At 75.0% G+C, this 25,978-nt stretch carries 5 protein-coding genes; all 5 read left to right on the top strand.

The annotated features are described in order from the left end of the window. Positions 1 to 64 precede the first annotated feature (64 nt). The 5 genes from OHV05_RS31075 (at position 65) to OHV05_RS31095 (ending at position 25,944) form a co-directional block, all read left to right on the top strand. Positions 65 to 12,406, top strand: a complete 12,342-nt coding sequence (locus OHV05_RS31075; protein WP_405020634.1) for an amino acid adenylation domain-containing protein — start codon at positions 65 to 67, stop codon at positions 12,404 to 12,406. Further along, positions 12,403 to 22,059 (top strand): amino acid adenylation domain-containing protein, encoded by a 9,657-nt coding sequence (locus OHV05_RS31080; RefSeq protein ID WP_405020635.1) that lies wholly within the window; start codon positions 12,403 to 12,405, stop codon positions 22,057 to 22,059. The genes OHV05_RS31075 and OHV05_RS31080 overlap by 4 nt, the downstream gene beginning before the upstream one ends. Positions 22,060 to 22,120: 61 nt before the next feature. Continuing rightward, positions 22,121 to 22,345 carry an MbtH family protein gene (locus OHV05_RS31085; RefSeq protein WP_405020636.1) on the top strand — a complete coding sequence of 75 codons (225 nt, stop codon included), beginning with the start codon at positions 22,121 to 22,123 and terminating at the stop codon, positions 22,343 to 22,345. 67 nt (positions 22,346 to 22,412) lie between these two features. Beyond that, on the top strand, positions 22,413 to 24,224 hold the full coding sequence (locus tag OHV05_RS31090) for an ABC transporter ATP-binding protein (RefSeq protein WP_405020637.1): 1,812 nt from the start codon (positions 22,413 to 22,415) through the stop codon (positions 24,222 to 24,224). Then, positions 24,217 to 25,944: an ABC transporter ATP-binding protein gene (locus tag OHV05_RS31095; protein WP_405020638.1), complete on the top strand. Its 1,728-nt coding sequence runs from the start codon at positions 24,217 to 24,219 to the stop codon at positions 25,942 to 25,944. The genes OHV05_RS31090 and OHV05_RS31095 overlap by 8 nt, the downstream gene beginning before the upstream one ends. Positions 25,945 to 25,978 lie beyond the last annotated feature (34 nt).

A 25,978-nucleotide genomic window follows, 5' to 3' on the forward strand; every position in this document is an offset into this window, starting at 1 on the left:
CGGCCCCCGCCGCCCGGCCCCCGCCGAGCTGCACCCGCCCACCACACCCCAGGAGAGCCCGACCATGGCCGAGGCGAGCACCGAGACCGCGCAGGCCGAGCTGACGGCCGCTCAGGCCGGAGTCCTCGCCGCCCAGCGGATCGACCCGGAGAACCCCGCCTACAACGTCGGCCAGTACGTCGAGTTCGACGGCCCGCTGGACGGGGAGCTGCTGGAGCGCGCGCTGCGGCAGACCCTGGCGGAGGCGGACGGCCTGCACGTGCGGCTGGTCGAGCGGGACGGGCGGACCGTCCAGGAGTTCGCCGGATTCGACGCCGCCGCCTGGCGGTTGCCCACCCTGGACACCCGGGGGGCGGCCGACCCGGTGGCCGCCGCCGTGGCGCAGGTGCGCGAGCTGCTGGCCGTTCCCACCGCGCTGGCGGGCGCGCAGGCCGGGCCGCTGACCGGCGCGCTGCTGGTGCGGGCCGGGGAGCAGCGCCACCTGTGGTTCCAGTGGTTCCACCACCTGGTGATCGACGGCTACGGCGTCGCGCTGTTCACCCGCCGGGTCGCCGCCGTCTACACCGCGCTGGCCGAGGGCGCCGAGCTGCCCGCCGCCTTCCGCCCGGTCGCGCTGCTCGCCGAGGCGGAGGCCGCGTACCTGGCCTCCGAGCAGGCCGCCGCCGACCGCGCGTACTGGGCCGCCCGGCACTCCGCCGGCCCCGCCGCGGTGGGCCTGACCGAGCAGACCGCCCAGGCCGGGCCGGTCGCGCTGCGGCACCGGGTCGAGCTGTCCGCCGCCGACTCCGCCGTCGTGCTCGGCGCGGCCGGCAGCGTCCGGGCGACCTGGGCCGAGGCGGCCGCCGCCGGGCTGGCCGCCTACCTGCACCGGATGACGGGCACCCAGGAGGCCGTGCTGGGCATGCACTTCATGGCCAGGACCGCCCCCGGCACGCTCCGGGTGCCCGGGATGGCCGTCAACATCCTGCCCGTCCGGCTCGCGGCCACCGGCGGGGACAGCTTCGCCACCCTGCTGCGCCGGGCCGACACCGAGCTCAAGGACGCCCGCCGCCACCAGCTGTACCGGGGCGAGGAGATCCGCCGCGACCTCGGACTGGTCGGCACCGACCAGCGGCTGTACGGCCCGCTGCTCAACCTCAAGCCCTTCGACCTGGACCTGGACTTCGCCGGTCTGCCCGGACGCACCGTCAACCTGGCCTCGGGCCCGGTCGAGGACCTCGCCCTGTCGGTGGCCAAGACCCCCGACGACGTCCTGGTGCTGGAGTTCGAGGCCAACCCCACGCTCTACCGCGCGGACGAACTGGCCGCCCACGCCGAGCGCTGCGCCGCCCTGCTGGCCCGGTTGGCCGCCGCCCCCGACGTCCCGCTGGCCGCGCTCCAACTGCCCACCGAGACCGAGCTGCACGCCGTGCTGCACGACTGGAACGCCACCGGACGGGAGGTGCGTCCGGGCACGTTGGTGTCGCGGATCGCCGAGCGGGTGGCGGCCGCGCCGGACGCGGTGGCGGTGGTGTTCGAGGACGAGACACTGACCTACCGTCAGCTGGACGAGCGGGCCGGGCGGCTGGCCCGTCGCCTGGTGGCCGCCGGTGCGGGGCCGGACCGGATCGTCGCGGTCGCCGTGCCGCGCTCGGCCGAGCTGATGGTCGCGCTGCTGGGCGTGCTCAAGTCCGGCGCCGCCTACCTGCCGCTGGACGCCGACTACCCCGCCGAACGGCTGGCCGTGATGGTCGAGGACGCCGCCCCCGTCCGGGTGGTCACCGTGCCCGCCGTGCTGGAGCGCCTGCCCGAGGCCGCCCGGGCCGCCGCCCTGCTGGTGGACGGCGCGGGCCCGGAGGCCGAGCCGGTCGCGGCCGAGGCGGAGCACGCCGCGTACGTGATCTTCACCTCCGGCTCCACCGGCCGCTCCAAGGGCGTCCTGGTCACCCACCGCGCGATCGTCAACCGCCTGGACTGGATGCAGCACGCCTACCCGCTGACCGCCGGTGACCGGGTGCTGCAGAAGACCCCGGCCAGCTTCGACGTCTCGGTCTGGGAGTTCTTCTGGGCGCTCTGCGAGGGCGCCGCCGTGACCCTGGCCAGGCCCGAGGGCCACAAGGACCCGGCTTACCTGGCCGAGCTGGTCGGGACCGGCGGCATCACCACCCTGCACTTCGTGCCCTCGATGCTGCGCGCCTTCCTGGAGGAGCCCGGCACCGCCGCCCGCTGCACCGGCCTGCGCCAGGTGTTCTGCTCCGGCGAGGCACTCCCCGGCGACCTGGTGGAGCGCTGGTATGCCGCGCTGCCGGGCGTCCCGCTGCACAACCTGTACGGTCCGACCGAGGCCGCCGTCGACGTGACGTACCACCACACCGCGCCCGCCCCCGGCCCGGTGCCGATCGGGCGCCCGGTCTGGAACACCCGGCTCTCGGTGCTGGACGCCGAGCTGCGCCCCGTCCCGGTCGGCGTGCCCGGTGAGCTCTACCTCTCGGGCGTCCAGCTGGCCCGGGGCTACCTCGGCCGCCCCGGCCTGACGGCGGGTCGGTTCGTCGCCGACCCGCACGGCGAGCCGGGGGAGCGGATGTACCGCACCGGTGACCTGGTGCGCTGGGCCCCGGACGGCACCGTGGAGTACCTCGGCCGCACCGACGACCAGGTCAAGGTGCGCGGCTTCCGGATCGAGCTCGGCGAGATCGAGGCCGCGCTGGAGGCCCTGCCCGGCGTCACCCGGGCCGCCGTGACGGCCCGTGAGCTCACCCCCGGCGGCGCCCGCCAACTGGTCGGCTACGTGGTGCCCGCCCCGGCGGACCCGGAGGCGCTGCTCGCCGAGCTCGGCCGGACCCTGCCCGAGCACTTCGTGCCCGCCGTGCTGGTCGGCCTGGCGGCGCTGCCGCTGAGCCCGAACGGCAAGCTGGACCGCAAGGCCCTGCCCGACGCCCGCCCCGCCGCCCAGGGCGCCGGCCGGGCCCCCGCCACCGAGGCCGAGCGGGTGCTCGCCGACCTGGTGGCCGCCGTGCTCGGGCTGCCCGAGGTCGGCGTGGACGACAACTTCTTCTCGCTCGGCGGCGACTCCATCTCCGCCATCCAGCTGGGCAGCCGGGCCCGCCGGGCCGGCTACGGCATCACTCCCCGGGTGGTCTTCGAGCGCCGTACGGTGGCCCGGATCGCCGCCGTCGCCGAGACCCTGGCGGTGGCCGCCCCGGCCCCCGCCGAGGACGGCACCGGCGTGCTGCCCCCCACCCCGATCAGCGAGTGGCTGCGCGGCCGGGGCGGCCCGGTCGGCCGGTTCGCCCAGCACACCGTGGTCACCGTCCCCGGCGGCCTCGACCAGGCCCGGCTGACCGCCGCGCTGGAAACACTGACCGACCGTCACGACGCGCTCCGCCTGCGGCTGCACATCGCGGCCGACGGCTCCTGGCGGCAGGAGGTCCGCCCGGTCGGCAGCGTCCCCACCGCCGAGCGGCTGCGCCGCACCGAGGTCACCGGCGAGGAACTGGACGCCGCCGCCGTGCGGGAGCGCGAACGGCTGGCCGAGGGGCTGGACCCGGAGCAGGGCACCGTGCTGCTGGCGCACTACCTGGACGCGGGGGAGAGCGGCCGCCTGGTGCTGGCCGCCCACCACCTCGCGGTGGACGGCGTCTCCTGGCGGATCCTGCTGCCCGACCTGCACGCCGCGTACCAGGGCGACACCCTCGAAGCCGTCCCCAGCTCGCCCCGCCACTGGGCCACCGGCCTGCACGAGGCCGCCACCGGTGACGGCGTCCGGGCCCAACTGCCGCTCTGGCAAGCCATGCTGGCCGACGGCGCGGGCCCGCTGCTCGGCGACCGGCCGCTCGACCCGGCCCGGGACACCGCCGCCACCACCCGCCGCCTGCGGCTCACCCTGCCCGCCGGGCGGACCGCCCCGCTGCTCGGCGCCGTCCCGGCGAGCCGGCGCGCGGGTGTCGACCACGTGCTGCTCACCGGCCTGACCCTGGCCCTGCTCGGCCGGCGCCGCGACCGGCACGGCGCCGGCAGCCGGGCCGACCTGCTGGTTCGGCTGGAGGGCCACGGCCGGCAGGACGCACTGGTGCCCGGGGCCGACACCGCCCGCACGGTCGGCTGGCTGACCACCGAGTTCCCGGTCCGCCTCGACCTGGACGGCCTCGACCTGGCCGAGGCGCTGGCCGGCGGCCCCGCCGCCGGGCGGGCGCTGGCCCGGGTGAAGGAGCGGCTGCGCACGCTGCCGGACGCCGGGGCCGGCTACGGCCTGCTGCGCCACCTGGACCCGGTCTCCGGGCCCGCGCTGGCCGAGGCCGAGCAGCCGCAGCTGCTCTTCAACTACCTGGGCCGGTTCGCCGGTTCGGGCGAGGACTGGAGCCCCGCCCCCGGCTGCGGCGACGCGATCGGGGCGAGCGCCGACGGCGCCCTGCCCGCCGCGCACGCGCTGGAGGTCGGCGCCTTCGTGCACGACGGCCCGGCCGGCGCGGAGCTGACCGTGCAGCTGAGCTGGCCCGAGGGGGTGCTCACCGAGCAGGCCGTCCGGGAGCTGGCCGAGCGCTGGTTCGCCGCCCTGGACGCGCTGGCCGCCGACGCGGCCCGCCCGGACGCGGGCGGGCTGACCCCCTCCGACGTGCCGCTGGCGCGGGTCACCCAGGCGGAGCTGGACCGGCTGACCGCCGCCCACCCCGGCACCCAGGACGTACTGCCGCTCTCCCCGCTCCAGGAGGGCCTGCTGTTCCACGCCCTGTGGAGCGGCGAGACCGAGGGCGCCGACGACCTGTACACCTCGCTCACCTCGCTGGAGCTGCACGGCCCGCTGGACCGCGCGCTGCTCGCCGCCGCCGTCGACGCCGTGGTGAACCGGCACTCCGCGCTGCGCGCCAGGTTCAGCACCGGACTCACCGAGCACCCCGTCCAGTTGATCGCCGACCGGGTCACCGTGCCCTGGCGCGAGTACGACCTCACCGGCCTGGCCGGGAAGGCGCAGGCCGCCGAGCTGGCCCGGATCGAGACCGCCGAGGCGGCCCGCCGCTTCGACCTGACGGCGCCGCCGCTGGTGCGCTGCGCCCTGGTGCCGCTCGGCCCCGACCGGCACCGCCTGGTGCTGACCCGCCATCACATCGTGATGGACGGCTGGTCCACCCCCGTCCTGCTGCGCGAGCTGATCGCCGCGTACGGCGGCGCCGAGCCGGCCGGGATGCCCCAGGTCACCCCGTACGCCGACCAGTTGGCCTGGCTCGCCGGACGGGACGCCGCCGCCGACACCGCCGCCTGGCGGGCCGCGCTGGCCGGGCCGGTCGCGCCGACCCTGCTGGCCGACGTCCTGGGCACCCCGCCGGCCGGTCCGGCCGGCGCGGGGCGGGAGATCGAGCTGCCGATCCCGGCCGAGCTCGCCGCCGCGCTGACCGCGACCGCCCGCCGGTACGGACTGACCCTCAACACCCTGGTCCAGGGCGCCTGGGCGATCCTGCTGGGCCGGCTCACCGGCCGGGACGACGTGGTCTTCGGCGCCACCGTCTCCGGGCGCCCGAGCGACATCCCGGGCGTCGAGTCGATGGTCGGCCTGTTCAGCAACACCGTCCCGGTGCGGTTCCGCCCCGACCAGGACGAGCCGGTGGTGGAGGCGCTGGAGCGGCTCCAGCTCCAGCAGTCGGCGCTGCTCGACCACCAGTACCTGGGCCTGGCCGAGATCCAGGCGGCGGCCGGAGCCGGCACGCTCTTCGACACCCTGCTGGTCTTCGAGAACTACCCGGTCGACCCCGACCGGCTCGCCGCGCGCGGCCTGCGGGTCGGCGCGATCGGCCACCGGGGCGCCACCCACTACCCGCTGACCGTGCTGACCCTGCCGGGCGAGGCGCCGCAGCTGACCGTCGAGTACCGCCCCGACGTGTTCGACGCCGCGACGGCCCGGGCCGTCGGCACCCGGCTGCTGGGCCTGCTGGCCCGGATCGCCGCCGAACCGCGCACCCCCGTCGGCGCGTTGGAGATCCTGGCCGAGGACGAGCGGCACACCCTGCTGGTGGGCTGGAACGCCACCGCCCGGGAGGTCGGCGACGCCACCCTGCCCGAGCTGTTCGCCGCCCGGGCCGCCGCCACCCCCGAGCTGACCGCCGTGGTCTGCGGCGACCGGGCGCTGACCTACGCCGAGCTGGCCGCCAAGGTCGAGCTGACCGCCCGTCACCTGGCCGCCCTGGGCGTCCGGCCCGGCCAGGTGGTGGCCCTCGCCCTGCCGCGCTCCGCCGACCTGGTGGCCGCCCTGCTCGGCGTGCTGGCGGCCGGTGCCGCCTACCTGCCGGTGGACCTGGACCATCCGGCCGAGCGGGTCGCGCTGATGCTGGCGGACGCCGAGCCGCTGCTCACCCTGACCACCGCCGAGGTGGCCGACCGGCTGCCGGTGCTCACCGAGCACGGCCTCGGCGTCGTCACCCTGACCGAACTCGGCACCCACGCCGCCGAGCCGACCCTGCCGCACCCGGACGACCTGGCGTACGTGATCCACACCTCCGGCTCCACCGGCCGCCCCAAGGGCGTCCAGGTGCCGCACCGGGGCCTGGCCAACATGCTGGAGCACCACGCGGCCACCGTCTTCGCCCGCGCCGTCGAGGCGGCCGGCGGCCGCCGGCTGCGCGCCGCGCACACCGCCTCGTTCTCCTTCGACTCCTCCTGGGAGCAGCTGCTCTGGCTGGTCTGCGGCCACCAGCTGCACGTCTACGACGAGCAGCTGCGCCGCGACCCGCAGGCGCTGGTGGCCCGGCTGCTGGCGGACCGGATCGACACCCTGGACGTCACCCCCTCGTTCGGCCAACAGCTGGTCGAATGGGGCCTGTTGGACTCCGCCGAGCACCGGCCGCTGCTCTTCCTGGTCGGCGGCGAGGCGGTCGGCGAGGCGCTGTGGACCAGGCTCCGGGAGACCGAGGGCGTGATCGGCCACAACTTCTACGGCCCGACCGAGTACACCGTGGACACCCTGGGCGCGGCGCTGGACGACTCCGCCACCCCGTTCGTCGGCCGCCCGATCGGCAACACCCGGGTGTACGTGCTGGACGCCCGGCTGCGGCCGGTGCCGGCCGGCGTGCCCGGTGAGCTCTACATCGCCGGCCCCGGCCTGGCCCGGGGCTACGGCAACCGGCCCGCGCTGACGGCCGGGCGGTTCGTCGCCGACCCGTTCGCGGGCGACGGCAGCCGGATGTACCGCAGCGGCGACGTGGTGCGGTGGCGTCCCGACGGTGCGCTGGACTACCTGGGCCGCGACGACGACCAGGTGAAGATCCGCGGCTTCCGGGTCGAGCCCGGCGAGGTGGAGGCGGCGCTCGCCGCGCTGCCCGGGGTGGCCCAGGCGGCCGTGGTGGTGCGCGGCGGCGAGGGCGTCCGGCGGCTGGTGGGCTACGTCGCCCCGGCCGGTCTGGACGGCTCGGTGCTGCGCAAGGTGCTGGGCGAGACGCTGCCCGAGTACCTGGTCCCGGCGGCGATCGTGGCACTCGACGCGCTGCCGCTGAACGTCAACGGCAAGCTCGACCGGCAGGCCCTGCCCGAGCCCGCCGCGACCGCCTTCACCACCCCCGGTGGCCGGACCCCGCGCGACGAGCGCGAGGCCGTGCTGTGCGCGCTGTTCGCCGACGTGCTCGGCCTGCCCGGGATCGGCGTGGACGACGACTTCTTCGCGCTCGGCGGCCACTCCCTGCTGGCCACCCGCCTGGTGGGCCGGATCCGGGCCGCGCTCGGCGTGGACGCCGCGATCCGCGACCTGTTCGAGACCCGCACCCCGGCCGCCTTCGCCGTCCGGCTGACCGGCGCCGCCGCCCGGCGCCCCGGCCCGGTCGCCCGGCCGCGCCCCGAGCTGCTGCCGCTCTCGCCGGCCCAGGCCCGGCTCTGGTTCCTGTACCGGCTGGAGGGCCCGAGCACCGCGTACACCATCCCGTGCGCGCTGCGGATCGACGGACCGCTGGACGCCGACGCGCTGCGCGCCGCCTTCGGCGACGTGCTGGCCAGGCACGAGGCGCTGCGCACCGTCTTCCCCGACCGGGACGGGCACCCGTACCAGCTGGTGCTGAGCCCCGGGCAGGCCCAACTGCCGTTCGAGACAGTTGAGGTGACGGTAGGTCGGCTGGACGCGGCGGTGGCCGCCGCCGGGGCGTACGCCTTCGAGCTGGCCGAGGAGATCCCGGTGCGGGTGACGTTGCTGAGTGCCGGACCCACCCGGCACGTGCTGAGCGTCGCACTGCACCACATCGCGGGCGACGAGTGGTCCGAGGGCGTGCTGCTGCGCGACCTCGATCTGGCCTACGCGGCCCGACTGGCCGATCGGGCACCGGAGTTCGCTCCGCTGCCGGTGCAGTACGCCGACCACGCGCTGTGGCAGCGCGAGTTGCTGGACGGACCGGTCGGGGCGCAGACCGCGTACTGGACCGTGCAGTTGGCCGGTCTGCCGGCCGAACTGGCGCTGCCCGCCGACCGGCCCAGGCCGACCGAGGCGAGCGGCCGGGGCGGCGCCGTCCGGCTGCGGCTGCCCGAGGAGCTGCACCGGGCCCTGCTGGACCACGCCCGCCGGGCCGGCTGCACCCCGTTCATGGTCACCCAGGCGGCCGCCGCGCTGCTGCTCGGCCGGCTGGCCGGGACCACCGACGTCGCGCTCGGCACCCCGGTGGCCGGGCGGGCCGACAAGGCGGTGGAGGCGGTGGTCGGCTTCTTCGTCAACACCCTGGTACTCCGGCACGACCTGTCCGGCGAGATCGCCTTCGACGAGCTGGTGGCCCGCTCCCGGGAGACCGTGCTCGGTGCGCTGGCACACCAGGACCTGCCGTTCGACCGGCTGGTGGAGATCGTCAACCCGGAGCGCTCGCTCGGCCGGCACCCGCTGTTCCAGGTGATGGTGCAGCACCGCAAGGAGGCCGGTGGGCTGGACACCCTGTTCGGCGGCCGGACCAGGCTGCTGCCCGACCCGGTGCACGCGGCCCGCTTCGACCTGGCCTTCACCTTCGTGGAGTCGGCCGAGGGCGACCGCACCGAGCTGACGGTGATCCACGCCGAGGACCTGTTCGACCGCTCCACCGCCCGCCTGTTCGGCGCCCGGCTGCTCAGCGTGCTGGAGCAGGCGCTGGCCGCGCCGGAGCGTCCGGTCAGCCGGATCGAGCCGGTCTCCGCCCAGGAGCGGCGCGGCCTGGCGGGGGAGTGGAACGCCACCGAGCGGGAGGTGCGTCCGGGCACGTTGGTGTCGCGGATCGCCGAGCGGGTGGCGGCCGCGCCGGACGCGGTGGCGGTGGTGTTCGAGGGGGTGGAGTTGACCTACCGTCAGCTGGACGAGCGGGCCGGGCTGCTGGCGCGTCGCCTGGTGGCCGCCGGTGCGGGGCCGGACCGGATCGTCGCGGTCGCGGTGCCGCGCTCGGTCGAGTTGATGGTGGCGCTGCTGGGCGTGCTCAAGTCCGGTGCCGCGTACCTGCCGCTGGACGTGGAGTACCCGGCCGAGCGGCTGGCCGTGATGGTCGAGGACGCCGCCCCGGTCTGCCTGCTCTCGGTGCCGGGACAGGCCGAGTCGCTGCCCGTGCTGCCCGGTGTCCCGGTGCTCACCGTGGACGGCGCGGGCCCCGGGGCCGAGCCGGTCGCGGCCGAGGCGGAGCACGCCGCGTACGTGATCTTCACCTCCGGCTCCACCGGCCGCCCCAAGGGCGTCGTGGTGACCCACCGTGCGATCGTCAACCGGCTGGACTGGATGCGGGAGGTCTACAGCGTCACGCCCGAGGACCGGGTGCTGCAGAAGACCCCGGCCGGCTTCGACGTCTCGGTCTGGGAGTTCTTCCTCCCGCTGGTCAGCGGCGCCCGGGTGGTGCTCGCCCGTCCGGGCGGCCACCGCGAGCCGGAGTACCTGGCCGCCCTGACGGGCGCTCAGGGGATCACCGCCTGCCACTTCGTGCCGTCCATGCTGACCGCCTTCACCGGCGCCGCCGAGCAGGACCCGGCGGTCCGGGCCGGCTTCCAGGGCGTCCGCCGGGTGTACTGCTCCGGCGAGGCGCTGCCCGCCGCCGCCGTCGACCGGTTCGCCGCGCTCTGGCCGCAGATCGAGCTGCACAACCTGTACGGGCCGACCGAGGCCGCCGTCGACGTCACCTACCACCGGGCCTGGGCCGGTTCGGGCACCGTCCCGATCGGCCGCCCGGTCTGGAACACCACGCTGCACGTGCTGGACGCCGCGCTGCGCCCGGTGCCGGTCGGCGTGCCCGGCGAGCTCTACCTCGGCGGGGTCCAGCTGGCCCGGGGCTACCTGGGCCGCCCCGGTCTGACGGCGGGTCGGTTCGTCGCCGACCCGTTCGCGGCCGGCCGCCGGATGTACCGCACCGGCGACCTGGTCCGCCGCCGGGTGGACGGCGAGGTCGAGTACCTGGGCCGCACCGACGACCAGGTGAAGGTGCGCGGCTTCCGGATCGAGCTCGGCGAGGTGGAGTCGGCGCTGACCGCCGCCCCCGGCGTCGGCCAGGCCGCCGTCACCGCCCGCGCGCTGACCGAGGGTGGCGCGCGCCAACTGCTCGGCTACGTGGTGCCGCAGGCCGGGGCCAGCGTCACCGGCGAGGCGGCCAGGGCGGCCGTCGCGGCCGTGCTGCCCGAGCACATGGTGCCCGCCGTGGTCACCGTGCTGGAGCGGCTGCCGCTCGGCGTCAACGGCAAGCTGGACCGCAAGGCGCTGCCCGCCCCCGGCCGCGCGGCGGCCCCTGCCCCGACCGCCGGGCACACCCCGGCCCGGGCGATGGCGAAGGTCTTCGCCGAGGTGCTCGGGCTGCCGGAGGTCGGCGAGGAGGAGAACTTCTTCGCCCTGGGCGGCGACTCGATCGTCTCCATCCAACTGGTCGGCCGGGCCCGCAAGGCCGGGCTTGAGATCGCCGCCAAGGACGTTTTCCAGCACCCGACCCCGGCCGCGCTGGCCGCCGCCGCCAAGGGCACCGCGGTGGCCGCCGCACCTGCCCCGGCCGCCCCGGTCCCGGTCGAGGGCGAGCTGCCGCTGCTGCCGGTGGTGCACTGGCTGCGCGAACGCGGCGGCCCGCTGGAGCGGTTCAACCAGTCCGTGCTGCTCACCGTCCCCGGCGGGCTGCGCGAGGCGACGCTGCGTCAGGCGCTCACCGCGCTGGTGACCGGCCACCCGGCGCTGCGGCTGCGGCTCGACCGCACCGACGGGATCTGGACCCAGCGGATCGGGCCCGTCCCGGACCCGGCCGACCTGCTCCGCCGGGTCGAGGGCGGCTTCGACCCCGCCGAGGCCGACCGGGCCGCCGGTGAGCTCGACCCCGCCACCGGCCGGGTGCTCCGGGCGGTCTGGTTCGACCGGGGCCCCGGGCAGGACGGCCGCCTGCTGCTGACGGTGCACCACCTCGCGGTGGACGGCGTCTCCTGGCACACCCTGCTGCCCGAACTGGCCGAGCACCACGCCGCGTTCGCGACCGGCCGCCGCCCGGTCGCCGAACCCGAGGCGGAGAGCCTGCGGTCCTGGGCCGAGCGGCTCACCCGGCACGCCGGGGAGCGCGCCCGGGTCGCCGAACTCCCGTACTGGCAGGGCGCGCTGACCGGCCCGGCCGGACCGCTCGGCGCCCTGGCGGCGGACCCCGGACGGGACACCGTGGCGACCCTGCGGACGCTGCGCCGCACGCTGCCCGCCGACCGCACCGCGCCGCTGCTCAGCGACCTCCCCGTCGCCTTCGGCGCGGGCGTGGACGACGTGCTGCTGGCCGGTCTGGTGCTCGGCGTGGCCACCGCCAGGCCGACCGGCACCCCGGCGCTGCGGATCGACCTGGAGGGCCACGGCCGGGGCGGCAGCGAGACCGGCGGGCTCACCCCCGACCTGGCCCGCACCGTCGGCTGGTTCACCACCGTGCATCCCGTCCGGCTCGACCTGGCCGGGCTCGATCCGGCCGCCGCGCTGGCGGGCGGCGAGGCCGCGGGCGGTGTGCTCAAGCAGGTCAAGGAGCAGCTCAGGTCGGCCCCCGACCGGGGGCTCGGCTACGGCCTGCTGCGCTACCTCAACCCGCAGACCGCCGCCCGGCTGGCCGCCGTGCCGCGCTCCGAGGTGCTGTTCAACTACCGGGGCCGCGCCGAAGGTTCGGCCGGCGGGCCCGGCGGCTGGCCGTTCGCCCCGCAGGCGGAGCGGGCCGCGCTGGCCGCCGCCACCGGCCCGGACGCGGCGATGCCGGTCGGCTACCCGCTGGAGATCGACGCCGTGGTCCAGGCCGGCCCCGACGGCCGGCCCGAGCTGGCCGTCGAGTGGAGCTGGCCGCAGGCGCTGCTCGGCGAGGACGAGGTGGCCGTGCTGGCCGACTCCTGGTTCGCCGCGCTGGACGCGCTGGCCCGGCACGGCGCCACCGACGGGGCGGGCGGCATCACCCCGTCCGACCTCAGCCTGGTCCGGCTCAAGCAGGCCCAGATCGACCGGCTGGAATCCCGGCTGCGCGGACGGCGCCGCCGATGACCGCCGAGCCGCTGCCCACCGCCCACCCCACCACCCCCAGGACCGAGAAGACCGTGACGAACGAAGCGACCCCGACCCAGCAGCCGCCGGCCGACTCCGCCACCTCCGGCCTGGAAGACGTCTACCCGCTCTCCTCGCTCCAGGAGGGCCTGCTGTTCCACGCCCTCTACGACGACGGCGCCCGGGACGTGTACGTGGTCCAGTCCCACCTGGACCTGGCCGGCGCGGTCGACACCGCCCGGCTGGGCCGCGCGGTGGACGCCCTGCTGCGGCGGCACGCCAACCTGCGGGCCGGCTTCTGGTACGAGGACCCGGAGGCGGTGGTCCAGTTCGTCCAGCGCGAGGTGCCCACCCCGCTGCGCGAGGCCGACCTGACCGCCTACGCCGGTGCGGCCCAGGACGCGGCGATGGCCGCCGAGACCGAGCGCGACCGGCAGCAGCGGTTCGACCTGGAGACCCCGCCGCTGCTCCGCCTCACCCTGCTCCGGCTGGCCGAGGGCCGCAGCCGACTGGTCGTCACCTGCCACCACCTGCTGCTCGACGGCTGGTCGATGCCGATCGTGGTCCGCGAGCTGCTGGCGCTCTACGGCTCGGACGGCGACCTCGCCGCGCTGCCCCCGGTGCGCCCGTACAAGGACCACCTGGCGCTGCTCGCCACCCGGGACACCGCCGCCGCCGAGGCCGCCTGGGGCGCCGCGCTGGCGGGTGTGACCGAGGCGAGCCTGGTGGCCCCCGGCGGTGGCGCGGTGGAACCCGCTCTGGTGACCCGTCAGGTGGACGCCGAGCTGTCCGCCGCCGTCGCGGGGGCCGCCCGCAGCCGGGGCCTGACGGTCGGCAACCTGGCCAACACCTTGTGGGGCGTGCTGGTCGGCTCGCTCACCGGCAGCACCGACGTGGTCTTCGGCACCACCGTCTCGGGCCGCCCGGACGACCTGCCCGGCGCCGAGTCGATGGTCGGCCTGTTCATCAACACCGTGCCGGTCCGGGTCAGCCCCGCGCCGGACGCCACCCTGGCCGGGGCGGTCGCCCAGGTCCAGCGCGAGCAGGCCGAGCTGATCGCCCATCACCACCTGGGCCTGGCCGCGATCCAGCGCACCACCGAGGTGGACGGACCGCTGTTCGACACCCTGCTGGTGGTGGAGAACTACCAGGGCGGCGGCGACGCGCTGGCCGAGGCGCTCGGCACCGTCGAGGGCCTGACCGTCACCGGTCTCGGCGCCCGGGACACCACCCACTACCCGCTCGGCCTCTCGGTGCTGCCCGGCACCGAGCTGCGGGTCGAGCTGGAGTACCGCCCCGGGCTGTTCGACGCGGCCGGGGCCGAGGCGCTGGCCGACCGGTTCGTGGGTCTGCTGCGCACCTTCGCCGCCGCCCCGGAGACTCCGTTGGCGCGGCTCGACCTGACCGACGGTCAGGACCGGTTCGCCGAGGGCGAGCGGGCCGGGACCCCGGCCGGCACCGTCGCCGACCTGCTGGCCGGGCAGGCCGCCCGCACCCCCGGGGCGACCGCCCTGGTCTGCGGCGCCGAAACCCTGACCTTCCGTGAGCTGGACGAGCGGGCCAACCGGCTGGCCCGGCTGCTGATCGCCGAGGGCCTGACCGGCGAGCGCACCGCCGCGCTGGCCCTGCCCCGCTCCGCCGACGCGGTGGCCGCGATCTTCGGGGCCCTGCGCACCGGCGGCGCCTACCTGCCGCTGGACCTCGCCCAGCCCGCCGAGCGGCTGGCCCTGCTGCTCGACGACGCCGACCCCGCCGTGCTGCTGACCACCGCCCAGGTCGCCGGGCAGCTGCCCGCCGGCCGCCCGGCCGTGCTGCTCGACCCCGAGCGGCTGGCCGCGCTGCCCGGCACCCCGGTCACCGACGCCGAGCGCGGCGGCCCGGTCGACCCCCGGCAGGCCGCCTACGTGATCCACACCTCCGGCTCCACCGGCCGCCCCAAGGGCGTCGTGGTGCCGCACGCGGCGCTGGCCAACCTGGCCCACGACCACCTGACGACCAGTTATCCGGCGGCGGCCGACGGTCGCGTGCTGCGGGTGCTGAGCACCGCCGCGTTCTCCTTCGACTCGTCCTGGGACCAGCTGATCTGGCTGCTCGGCGGGCACGAGCTGCACGTGCTGGACGAGCACGACCGCCGGGACGCCGAGACCGTGGTGGCGTACACCCGGGCGCACCGGATCGACGTCCTCGACAACACCCCCTCCTACACCCAGCGGCTGCTGGACCTCGGCCTGCTGACCGGCGGGCACCGCCCCTCGGTGCTGCTGCTCGGCGGCGAGGCGCTGCCCGAGCCGCTGTGGACCAGGCTGCGTTCCGAGGCGGGCGTCACCAGCCTCAACTACTACGGCCCGACCGAGTTCACCGTCGACGGCCTGCTCGCCGACCTGGCGGACACCCAGGCGCCCACCGTCGGCCGTCCGCTGCGCAACGGCCGTGCGTACGTGCTGGACGCCCTGCTGCGCCCGGTGCCGGCCGGTGCGCGCGGTGAGCTCTATCTGGCGGGCCCGCAGACCGCGCGCGGCTACCTGGGCCGCCCCGGCCCGACCGCCGAGCGCTTCGTCGCCGACCCGTTCGCGGCCGGGGAGCGGATGTACCGCACCGGGGACCTGGTGCGGCGCCGCGCCGACGGCCGGCTGGACTTCCTCGGCCGGGTGGACGACCAGGTGAAGATCCGTGGCTACCGGATCGAACTCGGCGAGATCGAGGCCGCGTTGACCGCGCAGCCCGGTGTCGCCCAGGCCGCCGTGCTGGTCCGCGAGGGCACCGTGCGCCGGGTGGTCGCGTACGTCGTCCCGCAGCCGGGCGCCCCGGTGGTCACCGAGGAGCTGCACGCGGCGCTGGCCGCCGTGATGCCCGAGTACATGGTGCCGTCCGCCTTCGCGGTGCTGGACGCGCTGCCGCTGACCGTGAACGGCAAGCTGGACAAGGCCGCGCTGCCCGACGACGCGCTGGACTACACCGGTCTGACGGGTGGTCGGGAGGCCGGCACCGCGACCGAGCGGCTGCTCTGCGAGTTGTACGCCGAGGTGCTCGGTCTGCCGGAGACCGGGGTCGAGGACGACTTCTTCCGGCTCGGCGGCGACTCGATCTCCTCGATCCGGCTGATCGGCGCGGCCCGGGCCGAAGGTCTGGCGATCAGCCCGCGCGACGTGTTCGAGCTGCGCACCCCCGCCGCGCTGGCGGCCGTGGCGGACCGGCGGGAGACGGCGGGTGCCGTCCCCGAGCTGCCCGAACTGCCGGAGTCCGGCGCGGCCGAGCTGGCCGCCGTCCGGGCGGCGGCGCCCGGGCTGGAGATCGAGGAGGTCTGGCCGGTCTCGCCGCTCCAGGAGGGCCTGCTGTTCGAGGCCGGGTACGACGACCGGGGGCTGGACGTCTACACCTCCCGCGACGTGGTCCAGCTGACCACCCGGGTCCCGGTCGAGGTGCTGCGCGGCGCGGTCGCCACCGTGCTCACCCGCCACCCCAACCTGCGGGTCGGCTTCCTCCAGGACGGCCCGGACCGCCCGGTGCAGTTCCTGCCGCGTGCGGTCGACGTGCCGGTCACCGAGGTCGACCTCGGTCACCTCGACCCGGACGCCTTCGAGACCGAGCTCGCCCGGCTCAAGGAGACCGAGGCGCTCACCCGCTTCGACCTGGCCGCCCCGCCGCTGCTGCGGCTGGTCTCGGTGCTCGCCCCCGGTGGCGGCCAGCAGCTGCTGATCACCAACCACGCGCTGCTGTGGGACGGTTGGTCCACCGGCCTGTTCCTCCAGGAGCTGCTGACGCTCTGCCACCTGCGGCTGACCGGTGGCGCCGACCCCGAGCAGGCCGAGGCGCTGCCCTACCGCGACTTCCTGCGCTGGCTGTCCGCGCAGGACCACGAGCAGGGCCGGGCCGCCTGGCGCGAGGCGCTGGCCGGGCTCGACGAGCCGACCCTGCTGGCTCCGGCGGCCCGGGAGCGCGCCGCCCTGCTGCCGGAGCAGGTCACCGCCGAACTGTCGGTCGAACTGACCACCCGGCTGGGCGAGTTCGCCCGGGAGCACGGTCTGACCCTGAACACCGTGCTGGCCGGCGCCTGGGCGCTGCTGCTGGCCGGGCTGACCGGCCGCCGCGACGTGGTCTTCGGCGCCACCGTCTCCGGCCGTCCGGCCGAGCTGCCCGGCATCGACGCGACCATCGGCATGTTCCTCAACACCGTCCCGGTCCGGGCGGGCCTGCGGGTGGAGGAGTCGGTGGCCGACTTCCTGACCCGCTTCCAGGCCGAGCAGAGCGCGCTGCTGGCGCACCACCAGGTCGGCCTGGGCGAGATCCAGCGCGACACCGGCCTCGGCCGGCTGTTCGACACCCTCCAGGTGCTCCGCAACACCCCGGCCGACGAGAGCGTCCGGGACCGCATTCGGGAGGCGCTCGGCGTCCGGGACGTGGTGGACGTGGACGCCACCCACTTCCCGCTGATCTTCGTCACCAACCCCGGCGAGACGTTGACCTTCGAGTGGAAGTACCGCCCGGACGTCTTCGACCGCGACACCGTGGAGCAGCACGCCGAGCGGATGGTCGCGCTGCTCACCCTGATAGCCCGCCGGCCCGCCGCACTGGTCCGCGACGTCGATCTGCTGACGGTGCGTGAGCGTGGGTGGGTGTTGGGGGAGTGGGCGGCGACGGGTCGTGGGTTGCCGGAGGCGACGGTGGCGGATCTGTTGGCGGAGCGGGCTGCTTCGGTGCCGGGTGAGACGGCGTTGGTGTTCGGTGCGCAGGTGTGGTCGTACGCGGAGTTGGATGCGCGGGTGAATCGTCTTGCGCGGTTGTTCGTGGCGCGTGGGGCTGGTCCTGAGCGGGTGGTGGCACTTGGGTTGCCGCGTTCGTTGGACATGGTGGCGTCGTTGTTCGCGGTGTTGCGCACGGGGGCTGCGTATCTGCCGTTGGAGCTGGACTATCCGTTGGACCGGCTGACGTTCATGGTCGAGGACGCCGCACCCGTGGTGCTGATCTCCGACTCGACGGCGGCCGGGTTGATGCCCGGGTTCGAGGCCACCGTGCTGCTGGACTCGCCCGAGGTGGTGGCGGAGCTGGCAGGTCTGGAGGCCGGCCCGCTGGGGCTGACCGTGGATCAGGACTCCCCGGCCTATGTGATCTTCACGTCGGGGTCGACTGGGCGTCCCAAGGGTGTGGTGACGCCGTATCGGGGTCTGACGAACATGCAGTTGAACCACCGGGAGGCGATCTTCGATCCGGTGGTGGAGTCTGCGGGTGGTCGGCGGTTGCGGATCGCGCATACGGTGTCGTTCTCGTTCGACATGTCGTGGGAGGAGTTGCTGTGGCTGGTCGAGGGGCACGAGGTGCACGTCCTGGACGAGTCGCTGCGGCGTGACGCTCAGGGTCTGGCGGAGTACTGCGACACCCAGGCGATCGACGTGATCAACGTGACGCCCTCGTACGCGCAAGCCCTGGTGGAGTGCGGTCTGTTGGACGAGGACCGGCACCGGCCGGTGCTGGTGTTGCTCGGTGGTGAGGCGGTCGCGGAGACCCTGTGGTCGAGGCTGCGCGACACTGACGGCGTGCTCGGCTACAACCTGTACGGGCCGACCGAGTACACCATCAACACTCTTGGTGGTGGTACTGAAGACTCGGCCACGGCGACGGTCGGCCGCCCGATCTGGAACACCCGCGCCCACGTGCTTGACGGCTTCCTGCGCCCGGTACCGGTCGGCGTCGCGGGCGAGCTCTACGTGGCGGGTGTCGGGCTGGCCCGTGGTTACCTGGACCGGCCTGGTCTGAGCGCCGAGCGTTTCGTCGCCGATCCGTTCGGTGAGCCCGGCGGTCGGATGTACCGCACGGGTGACGTGGTGCGGTGGCGGGCCGACGGTCTGCTGGACTTCCTGGGGCGTGCGGACGACCAGGTGAAGATCCGGGGCTATCGGGTCGAGCCGGGGGAGATCGAGGACGCCCTCGCCGCCCACCCCGGCGTCGCTCAGGCGGCCGTGGTGGTCCGTGAGGACACCCCGGGCGTGAAGCGCCTGGCCGCCTACCTGGTCCCCACCGGTGACACCGTCGACGTGGTGGCCGTCCGGGCCGAACTCGCCGAGCGGCTCCCGGAGTACATGGTCCCGTCCGCGTTCGTCCTGTTGGACGCGCTGCCGCTGACCGTGAACGGCAAGCTCGACCGGGCTGCCCTGCCGGCACCCGGCAACGACGCCCAGGGCACCGGGCGTACCCCGCGCGACGCCCGTGAGGAGATCCTCTGCGGCCTGTTCGCCGAGGTGCTCGGGCTGGCCGAGGTCGGCCCCGAGCAGAACTTCTTCGAGCTCGGCGGCCACTCGCTGCTCGCCACCCGGCTGACCGGCCGGGTCAAGGCGGTGCTGGGCGGTCGGCTGACGGTGCGTGACCTGTTCGAGGCGCCCACCCCGGCCGGGCTGGCCCGTCGTTCCGGCGGGGCCGACGGCCCGGCGCGCCCCGCGCTGACCCGCCGTGAGCGCCCCGCCGAGCTGCCGCTCTCGCACGCCCAGCGCCGGATGTGGTTCCTGCAGAACCTGGACGGCTCGGGCTCCACCTACAACGTGCCGTTGGTGGTCCGGGTCACCGGCGAGCTCGACCTGGCGGCCCTGCGTGCCGCCGTGCACGCGGTCACCGAGCGGCACGAGAGCCTGCGCACGGTCTTCACCGAGACCGACGGCGGCGTCTTCCAGCGGGTGGCTGCGCCGAGCGGTGAGGTGCACGTGGTGGCCTCCTCCGAGCGGACGCTCGCCGAGGACGTACAGACCGCCGTGCGGTACGGCTTCGACCTGGCGGCCGAACTGCCGCTCCGGGTCAGCGTGCTGGAGATCGCCCCCGGCGAGCACGCGGTGGTGCTGCTGTTCCACCACATCGCCGGTGACGAGTGGTCGATGCTCCCCTTCATCGACGACCTGACCACCGCCTACACCGCGCACGCGGCGGGCACGGCCCCGAACTGGGTGCCGCTGCCGGTGCAGTACGCGGACTACACCCTCTGGCAGCAGGAGCTGCTGGACGGCGGCGAGGACGCCGAGACCCTGCACGGCCGTCAGGTCGCCTACTGGCGGCAGGCGTTGGCCGGTCTGCCGGAAGAGCTGCCGCTGCCGACCGACCACCCCCGGGTGCCGGCGGCGGGCTACCGGGGCGACACCGTGCACGCCCAGGTCCCCCCGGCGGTCTACCGGGGCCTGCGGGAGGCGGCCCGGGCGACCGGCACCACCACCTTCATGGTGCTCCAGGCCGCCGTGGCCACCCTGCTGCACCGGCTCGGTGCGGGGACGGACATCCCCCTCGGTGCCCCGGTCGCGGGTCGCCCGGACGGCGCGCTGGACAGCCTGGTCGGCTTCTTCGTGAACACCCTGGTGCTGCGCAACGACCTGTCCGGCGACCCGACCTTCAGCGAGCTGCTGACCCGGACCCGGGACGCCGACCTGGCCGCCTTCGCACACCAGGACCTGCCCTTCGACCGGCTGGTCGAGGCGGTCAACCCGCCCCGGGTGCCCGGCCGCCACCCGCTGTTCCAGGTGATGCTCGGCTACCGGCACAACAACGGCGAGGCGGGCCGCCTGTTCGGCCTGGAGAGCCGGATCCTGCCGTTCGAGCTCGGCGCGGCCAAGTTCGAGCTGGACTTCAACTTCGAGGAGACCTCCAGCACGGAGGAGATCGACATCGCCTTCGAGTACGCGGTCGACCTCTACGACCGGGACACCGCCGAGGCGTTGGTCGAGCGACTGCTCGCGGTGTTGGAGCAGGTCGCGACCGACCCCGCCCGCCGGATCGGCACGCTCGACGTGCTGACGGTGCGTGAGCGTGGGTGGGTGTTGGGGGAGTGGGCGGCGACGGGTCGTGGGTTGCCGGAGGCGACGGTGGCGGATCTGTTGGCGGAGCGGGCTGCTTCGGTGCCGGGTGAGACGGCGTTGGTGTTCGGTGCGCAGGTGTGGTCGTACGCGGAGTTGGATGCGCGGGTGAATCGTCTTGCGCGGTTGTTCGTGGCGCGTGGGGCTGGTCCTGAGCGGGTGGTGGCACTTGGGTTGCCGCGTTCGTTGGACATGGTGGCGTCGTTGTTCGCGGTGTTGCGCACGGGGGCTGCGTATCTGCCGTTGGAGCTGGACTATCCGTTGGACCGGCTGACGTTCATGGTCGAGGACGCCGCACCCGTCTGCCTGGTGACGGACTCCTCCGCAGCGGGACTGATGCCGGACTCGGATGGTGTGCTGCTGCTGGACTCGCCGGAGGTGGTGGCGGAGCTGGCCGCGCTCGACGCCGGACCGCTGGGCATCGAGGTCGATCTCGACGCCGCTGCGTACGTGATTTTCACGTCGGGGTCGACGGGGCGTCCCAAGGGTGTGGTGACGCCGTATCGGGGTCTGACGAACATGCAGTTGAACCACCGGGAGGCGATTTTCGATCCGGTGGTGGCGTCGGCGGGTGGTCGGCGGCTGCGGATCGCGCACACGGTGTCGTTCTCCTTCGACATGTCGTGGGAGGAGTTGCTGTGGCTGGTCGAGGGGCATGAGGTGCACGTCCTGGACGAGTCGCTGCGGCGCGATGCCCAGGGCCTGGCGGACTACTGCGACACCCAGGCGATCGACGTGATCAACGTGACGCCCTCGTACGCGCAAGCCCTGGTGGAGTGCGGTCTGTTGGACGAGGACCGGCACCGACCCGTGCTGGTGCTGCTCGGGGGCGAGGCTGTGGCGGAGACCCTGTGGTCGAGGCTGCGCGACACCGAGGGCGTGATGGGGTACAACCTGTACGGCCCGACGGAGTACACCATCAACACTCTTGGTGGTGGTACTGAAGACTCGGCCACGGCGACGGTCGGCCGCCCGATCTGGAACACCCAGGCGAGGGTGCTGGATGCCGCGTTGCGGCCCGTACCGGTCGGTGTCGCAGGAGAGTTGTACGTGGCGGGCGTCGGTCTGGCGCGGGGCTATCTGCACCGGGCCGGTCTCAGTGCCGGGCGGTTCGTCGCGGACCCGTTCGGTGAGCCCGGGGGTCGGATGTACCGCACGGGTGATGTGGTGCGCTGGCGGGCCGACGGGTTGTTGGACTTCCTGGGCCGGGCCGATGACCAGGTGAAGATCCGGGGTTACCGGGTCGAGCCGGGGGAGATCGAGGACGCCCTCGCGGCCCACCCCGGCGTCGCTCAGGCGGCCGTGGTGGTCCGTGAGGACACCCCGGGCGTGAAGCGCCTGGTCGCCTACCTGGTGCCCACCGAGAACGGTGGCCTGGACACCGGCGCGGTGCGTCGTGTGCTGGCCGGGCGCCTGCCGGAGTACATGGTCCCGTCCGCGTTCGTCCTGTTGGACGCGCTGCCGCTGACCGTGAACGGCAAGCTCGACCGCAAGGCTCTGCCGGCGCCCCTCGCCGAGGACTTCACCGGTTCGGGGCCGCTGCGGGAGCCGCGCTACCCGAGCGAGAAGGCGGTGCACAGCGCCTTCGCGGACGTCCTCGGCCTGCCGGTGCTCGGCATCGACGAGAACTTCTTCGAACTCGGCGGCCACTCCCTGCTGGCGATGTCCCTGGTCCAGCGCCTGCGTGTGGACTTCGAGGGCGGCCTCTGCCTGGCCGACCTGGTGGCCCGGCCCACCGTGGCCGCGCTGGCGGAGTTCCTGGTCGACCGGCTGGTCGGCCACGCGCTCGGCGGCCCGGCCGCCGACGGTCCCGCCCCCTGCTCCCTCTGACCCTTCCTCAGCACGACCTGTTCGCACCACCCGAGCCGTACCCACCGAAAGGAACCGAACCATGAGCGCCACCAACCCGTTCGAGGACGACGACGCCCGTTACTACGTGCTGGTCAACGAGGAGAACCAGCACTCGCTGTGGCCCGCGTTCGCCGAGATCCCGGCCGGCTGGACCGCCGTGCACGGCCAGGACACCCGGGCGGCCTGCACCGCGTACGTCGACGCCAACTGGACCGACATGCGCCCCGCGAGCCTGATCGCCCGCACGGTGGCGGCACAGTCCTGACGGCGATTCCGGGGCGGGGCCGACGGCCCCGCCCCGCCCGTCCCCGACTTCGAGCAGACGGACAGACGTGAGTACCCATCAGACGGCCCCGGCCGACGCGCTGACGGCCGAGGAACTGGCCGACGAGGACCTGGCCCCCGGCGCACTCTCCCCCGAGCGGCGCAGACGCGCCCGGGCTCTGCTACGCCGGTCGGTCCGCCCGCACCGGGGCCTGGTGGCAGCCGCGATGGCCGCCGCGGCGGTCCGGCAGGTCGCCCTGCTGGCCGTGCCCTGGTGCGTCCAGCACGCCCTGGACGACGGGCTGGAGAAGCACGACGACCGGGTGCTGCTCTGGTGGTCGCTGGCCACCGCCGGCACCGCGCTGGTCCAGTTCGTCGCGCTGTACGCCTGGCAGTACCTGGCCGGTTACGCCGACTCCAAGGTCGGCGCCGACCTGCGGGCCGGGCTGCTGCGGCACCTGGCGGGACTGGACCGCGCCGCGCTCGCCTCGCGCGGTCACGGCGACCTGGCGATGCGGGCCACCCGGGACACCGACCTGGTCCGTGAGTGGGTCTACGGGCTGCCGATCTGGGTGGTGCTCGGCACCACCTTCGCCGTCGTGCTGCCCGCGCTGGCCGTGCTGGACGTCAGCCTGCTGCTGGTCACGCTGGCCACCCTGCCGTTCCTGGTCGCGGTCAACCTCCACTACCCCAAGCGCTTCGCCGCCGCGAGCGGCGAGCTGGCCCGGGTGCACGGCGAGCGGGCCGACGCCGTCGCCGACCTGCTCCAGGTCGGCACCGGTCTGCGCGGCACCGGCGGTCACCGACCGCTGGTGGCCCGGCACCACGTGGCCAGCGCCGAGGTCACCGAGCGCACCGTCACCGCCGCCCGGATCGAGGCGAGTTGGGCCGCCGTGGCGCCGTTCGTACCCCGGCTGGCGGTCGCCGCCGGCCTGGGCATCGGCGGCCTCGCCGTGCTCGACCGCGGTCTGCAGTGGGGTGGGCTGGTCGCCTTCGTCTCCTGGATGGCCACCATCACGCTGGCCACCCGGGTCCTGGTCGAGCGCCTGCTGGAGCGCGGCATGGCCGACGTGGCGGCCGCCCGGATCGAGGAGGCGCTGGCCATCCCGGCCACCGTCACCGATCCGGACCCGGCCGACGCCCGGCCGCTGCCGGCCACCGGCGACCTGACCCTCACCGGGGTCAGTGCCGTCCGGGACGGCCGCACCGTGCTGGCCCCGCTCGACCTGACCGTCCGTCAGGGTGAGTTCCTCGCCGTCGAGGGCGCCACCGGCTCCGGCAAGTCCACCCTGCTGCGGCTGCCGGTCCGGCTGGACGACCCCGCCACCGGCACCGTCGCGTACGGCGGCACCGACCTGCGGACCGTCCGGCTGGACGAGGTCCGGGCCCGGATCGGGTACGTGGCCCAGCGGCCGCTGCTGCTCTCGGGCAGCGTGGCCGACAACCTCAGGCTCGGCCGCGACCTCCCCGACCGGGCCCTGCACGACGCCTGCCGGACGGCCGGGCTGCACGACCAGCTGACCGCGATGGCCGACGGCTACGCCACCGAGCTGGGCGAGGGCGGTACCGCGCTCTCCGGCGGCCAGGTGCAGCGGCTGGCGATCGCCCGGGCCCTGCTCGGCGACCCGCAGGTGCTGCTGCTCGACGACTCCACCTCCGCGCTGGACACCAGTACCGAGGAGGTGGTGCTGGCTCGTCTGAAGGACTGGGCGAAGGGTCGCACCGTGGTCTTCGTGAGCCACCGGGCCGCCGTGCTGGCGGCCGCCGACCGGGTGGTGCGGATCCTGCCGCCCGTGGACCGTTCCGAACCGACCGACGACTCCGAACGGACGGACCGCTCCGGACCGGCCGAACCCGCGATGGAGGTGGCCCGTGGCTGAGCAGCCCCTGCTCCTGGAGGAGGCCGACCAGAAGGCCGTACTGCGCCGGGCCGCGCCCTACCTGCGCCCGCACCGCGGCAGGCTCGCGGTCGCGGTCTCGGTCGGGCTGGCCGACTCGGCCGCGTTGGTCGCGGTCGCCCCGCTGGTCGGACTGGCCGTCAACGCGGTGCGCTCCGGCGACCGGCACGGGCTCGGCCTGGCCGTGCTGCTGCTGGTGCTGCTGGCGGTGGTCCAGCTGGTGCTGACCAGGACCGGCGAACTGTTGCTGATCAAGAGCGGTGAGCAGGTGGTCCGCACGCTGCGCGAGCAGTGCGTGGAGAACCTGGCCACCGCCCCGCTGCGGTTCCTGGAGTCGCACCGCAGCGGCGAGTTGCTGCGCCGGGCCACCGGCGAGGTGGCCGCGCTGGCCGCCTTCGTCCGCGAGCACCTGCGCAACCTGGTCTCCTCGGTGGCCACCCTGCTCTTCACCCTGGTGCTGCTGCTGGGCTACTCCTGGCTGATGCTGCTGGTCCAGCTGGTGGTCTTCGTCCCGCTCACGCTGCTGGTGACCCGGTGGTTCCAGCGGGACGCCGGCGCCGCCTTCGGTGGCAAGGCGCAGAGCGAGACGGCCGTCGCGGCCACCTTCGCCGAGACCCTGACGGCCCGTGAGGCGCTGCAGACCTCCCGGGGCCTGCCCGGCTGGACCGTCCGCTTCGACCGGGAGAACCGGCAGGCGGTGCGCGCCAACCAGCGGACGCTGCGGGTGGAGAACCGGATCAACCTGGTCAGCCTGATCGAGGGGCTGGCCCTGGTGCTGCTGCTGCTGGTGGGCGGCTGGCTGGTGGCCAGGGACAGCCTGAGCATCGGCGCGGTGGTCGTGTTCGTGCTGGCGAGCCGGAACCTGTTCGACTCCTTCGCCGACCTCTCCCAGCTGGTCGGCGAGGTGCAGGGGGCACGGACCGGCCTGGCCCGGCTGCTCGACCTGCTGGCCGCCACCGCTCCGCCCGCGCGGTCGGGCCCGGCGGCCGAACTCCCGGACCGGGGGGAGCTGTTGTGCACGGAGGTGGAGTACTCCTACCGCGCCGACGGCCGGGTGCTGCACCCCGTCACGCTGAGCTTCCCGGTCGGCAGCCGTACCGGCGTGGTGGGCGAGACCGGCTCCGGCAAGACCACGCTGTCCAAGCTGCTGTGCGGGCTCTACCGGCCCGACGGCGGGACGGTGAGCTTCGCCGGGACGGATCTGCGGAGGATCCCGGAGGAGGAGCTGCGCCGCCGGGTGGTGCTGGTGCCGCAGGAGGTCAGGATGGTCACCGGTACGGTGGCCGACAACCTGGCCCTGGTGCAGGGCGCCCCCGACCGGGCCCGGATCGAGCGGACGGTCGATCAACTCGGCCTGCGGGACTGGGTGTCCGGCCTGGACGGCGGTCTGGACGCAGAGGTCGGCCAGCGCGGTGGCAGCCTGTCGGCCGGTGAGCGGCAGATCGTCGGCCTGCTCCGGGCGGTGCTCGCCGACCCGGCCGTCCTGGTGCTGGACGAGGCGACCGCCGACATCGACCCGGTGACGGCGGCCCGGCTGGAACACGCGCTGGACGAGCTGCGGGCGGACTGCACGCTGATCGTGATCGCGCACCGGCCGACCACCATCGCCCGGCTGCCCCGGGTGATCCGGTTGGACGGCGGCCGCCTGGTCGGTGACGGTCCGGCAGTTCCGGAGGCCACTGGCTCGGTGATGAGAGGTTAGGCTAACCTAATTGTCACGCGGCCCTGTCCGCCGG

Source organism: Kitasatospora sp. NBC_00070 (assembly GCF_045041205.1).
In the GTDB taxonomy this organism is placed as follows: Bacteria; Actinomycetota; Actinomycetes; order Streptomycetales; family Streptomycetaceae; genus Kitasatospora.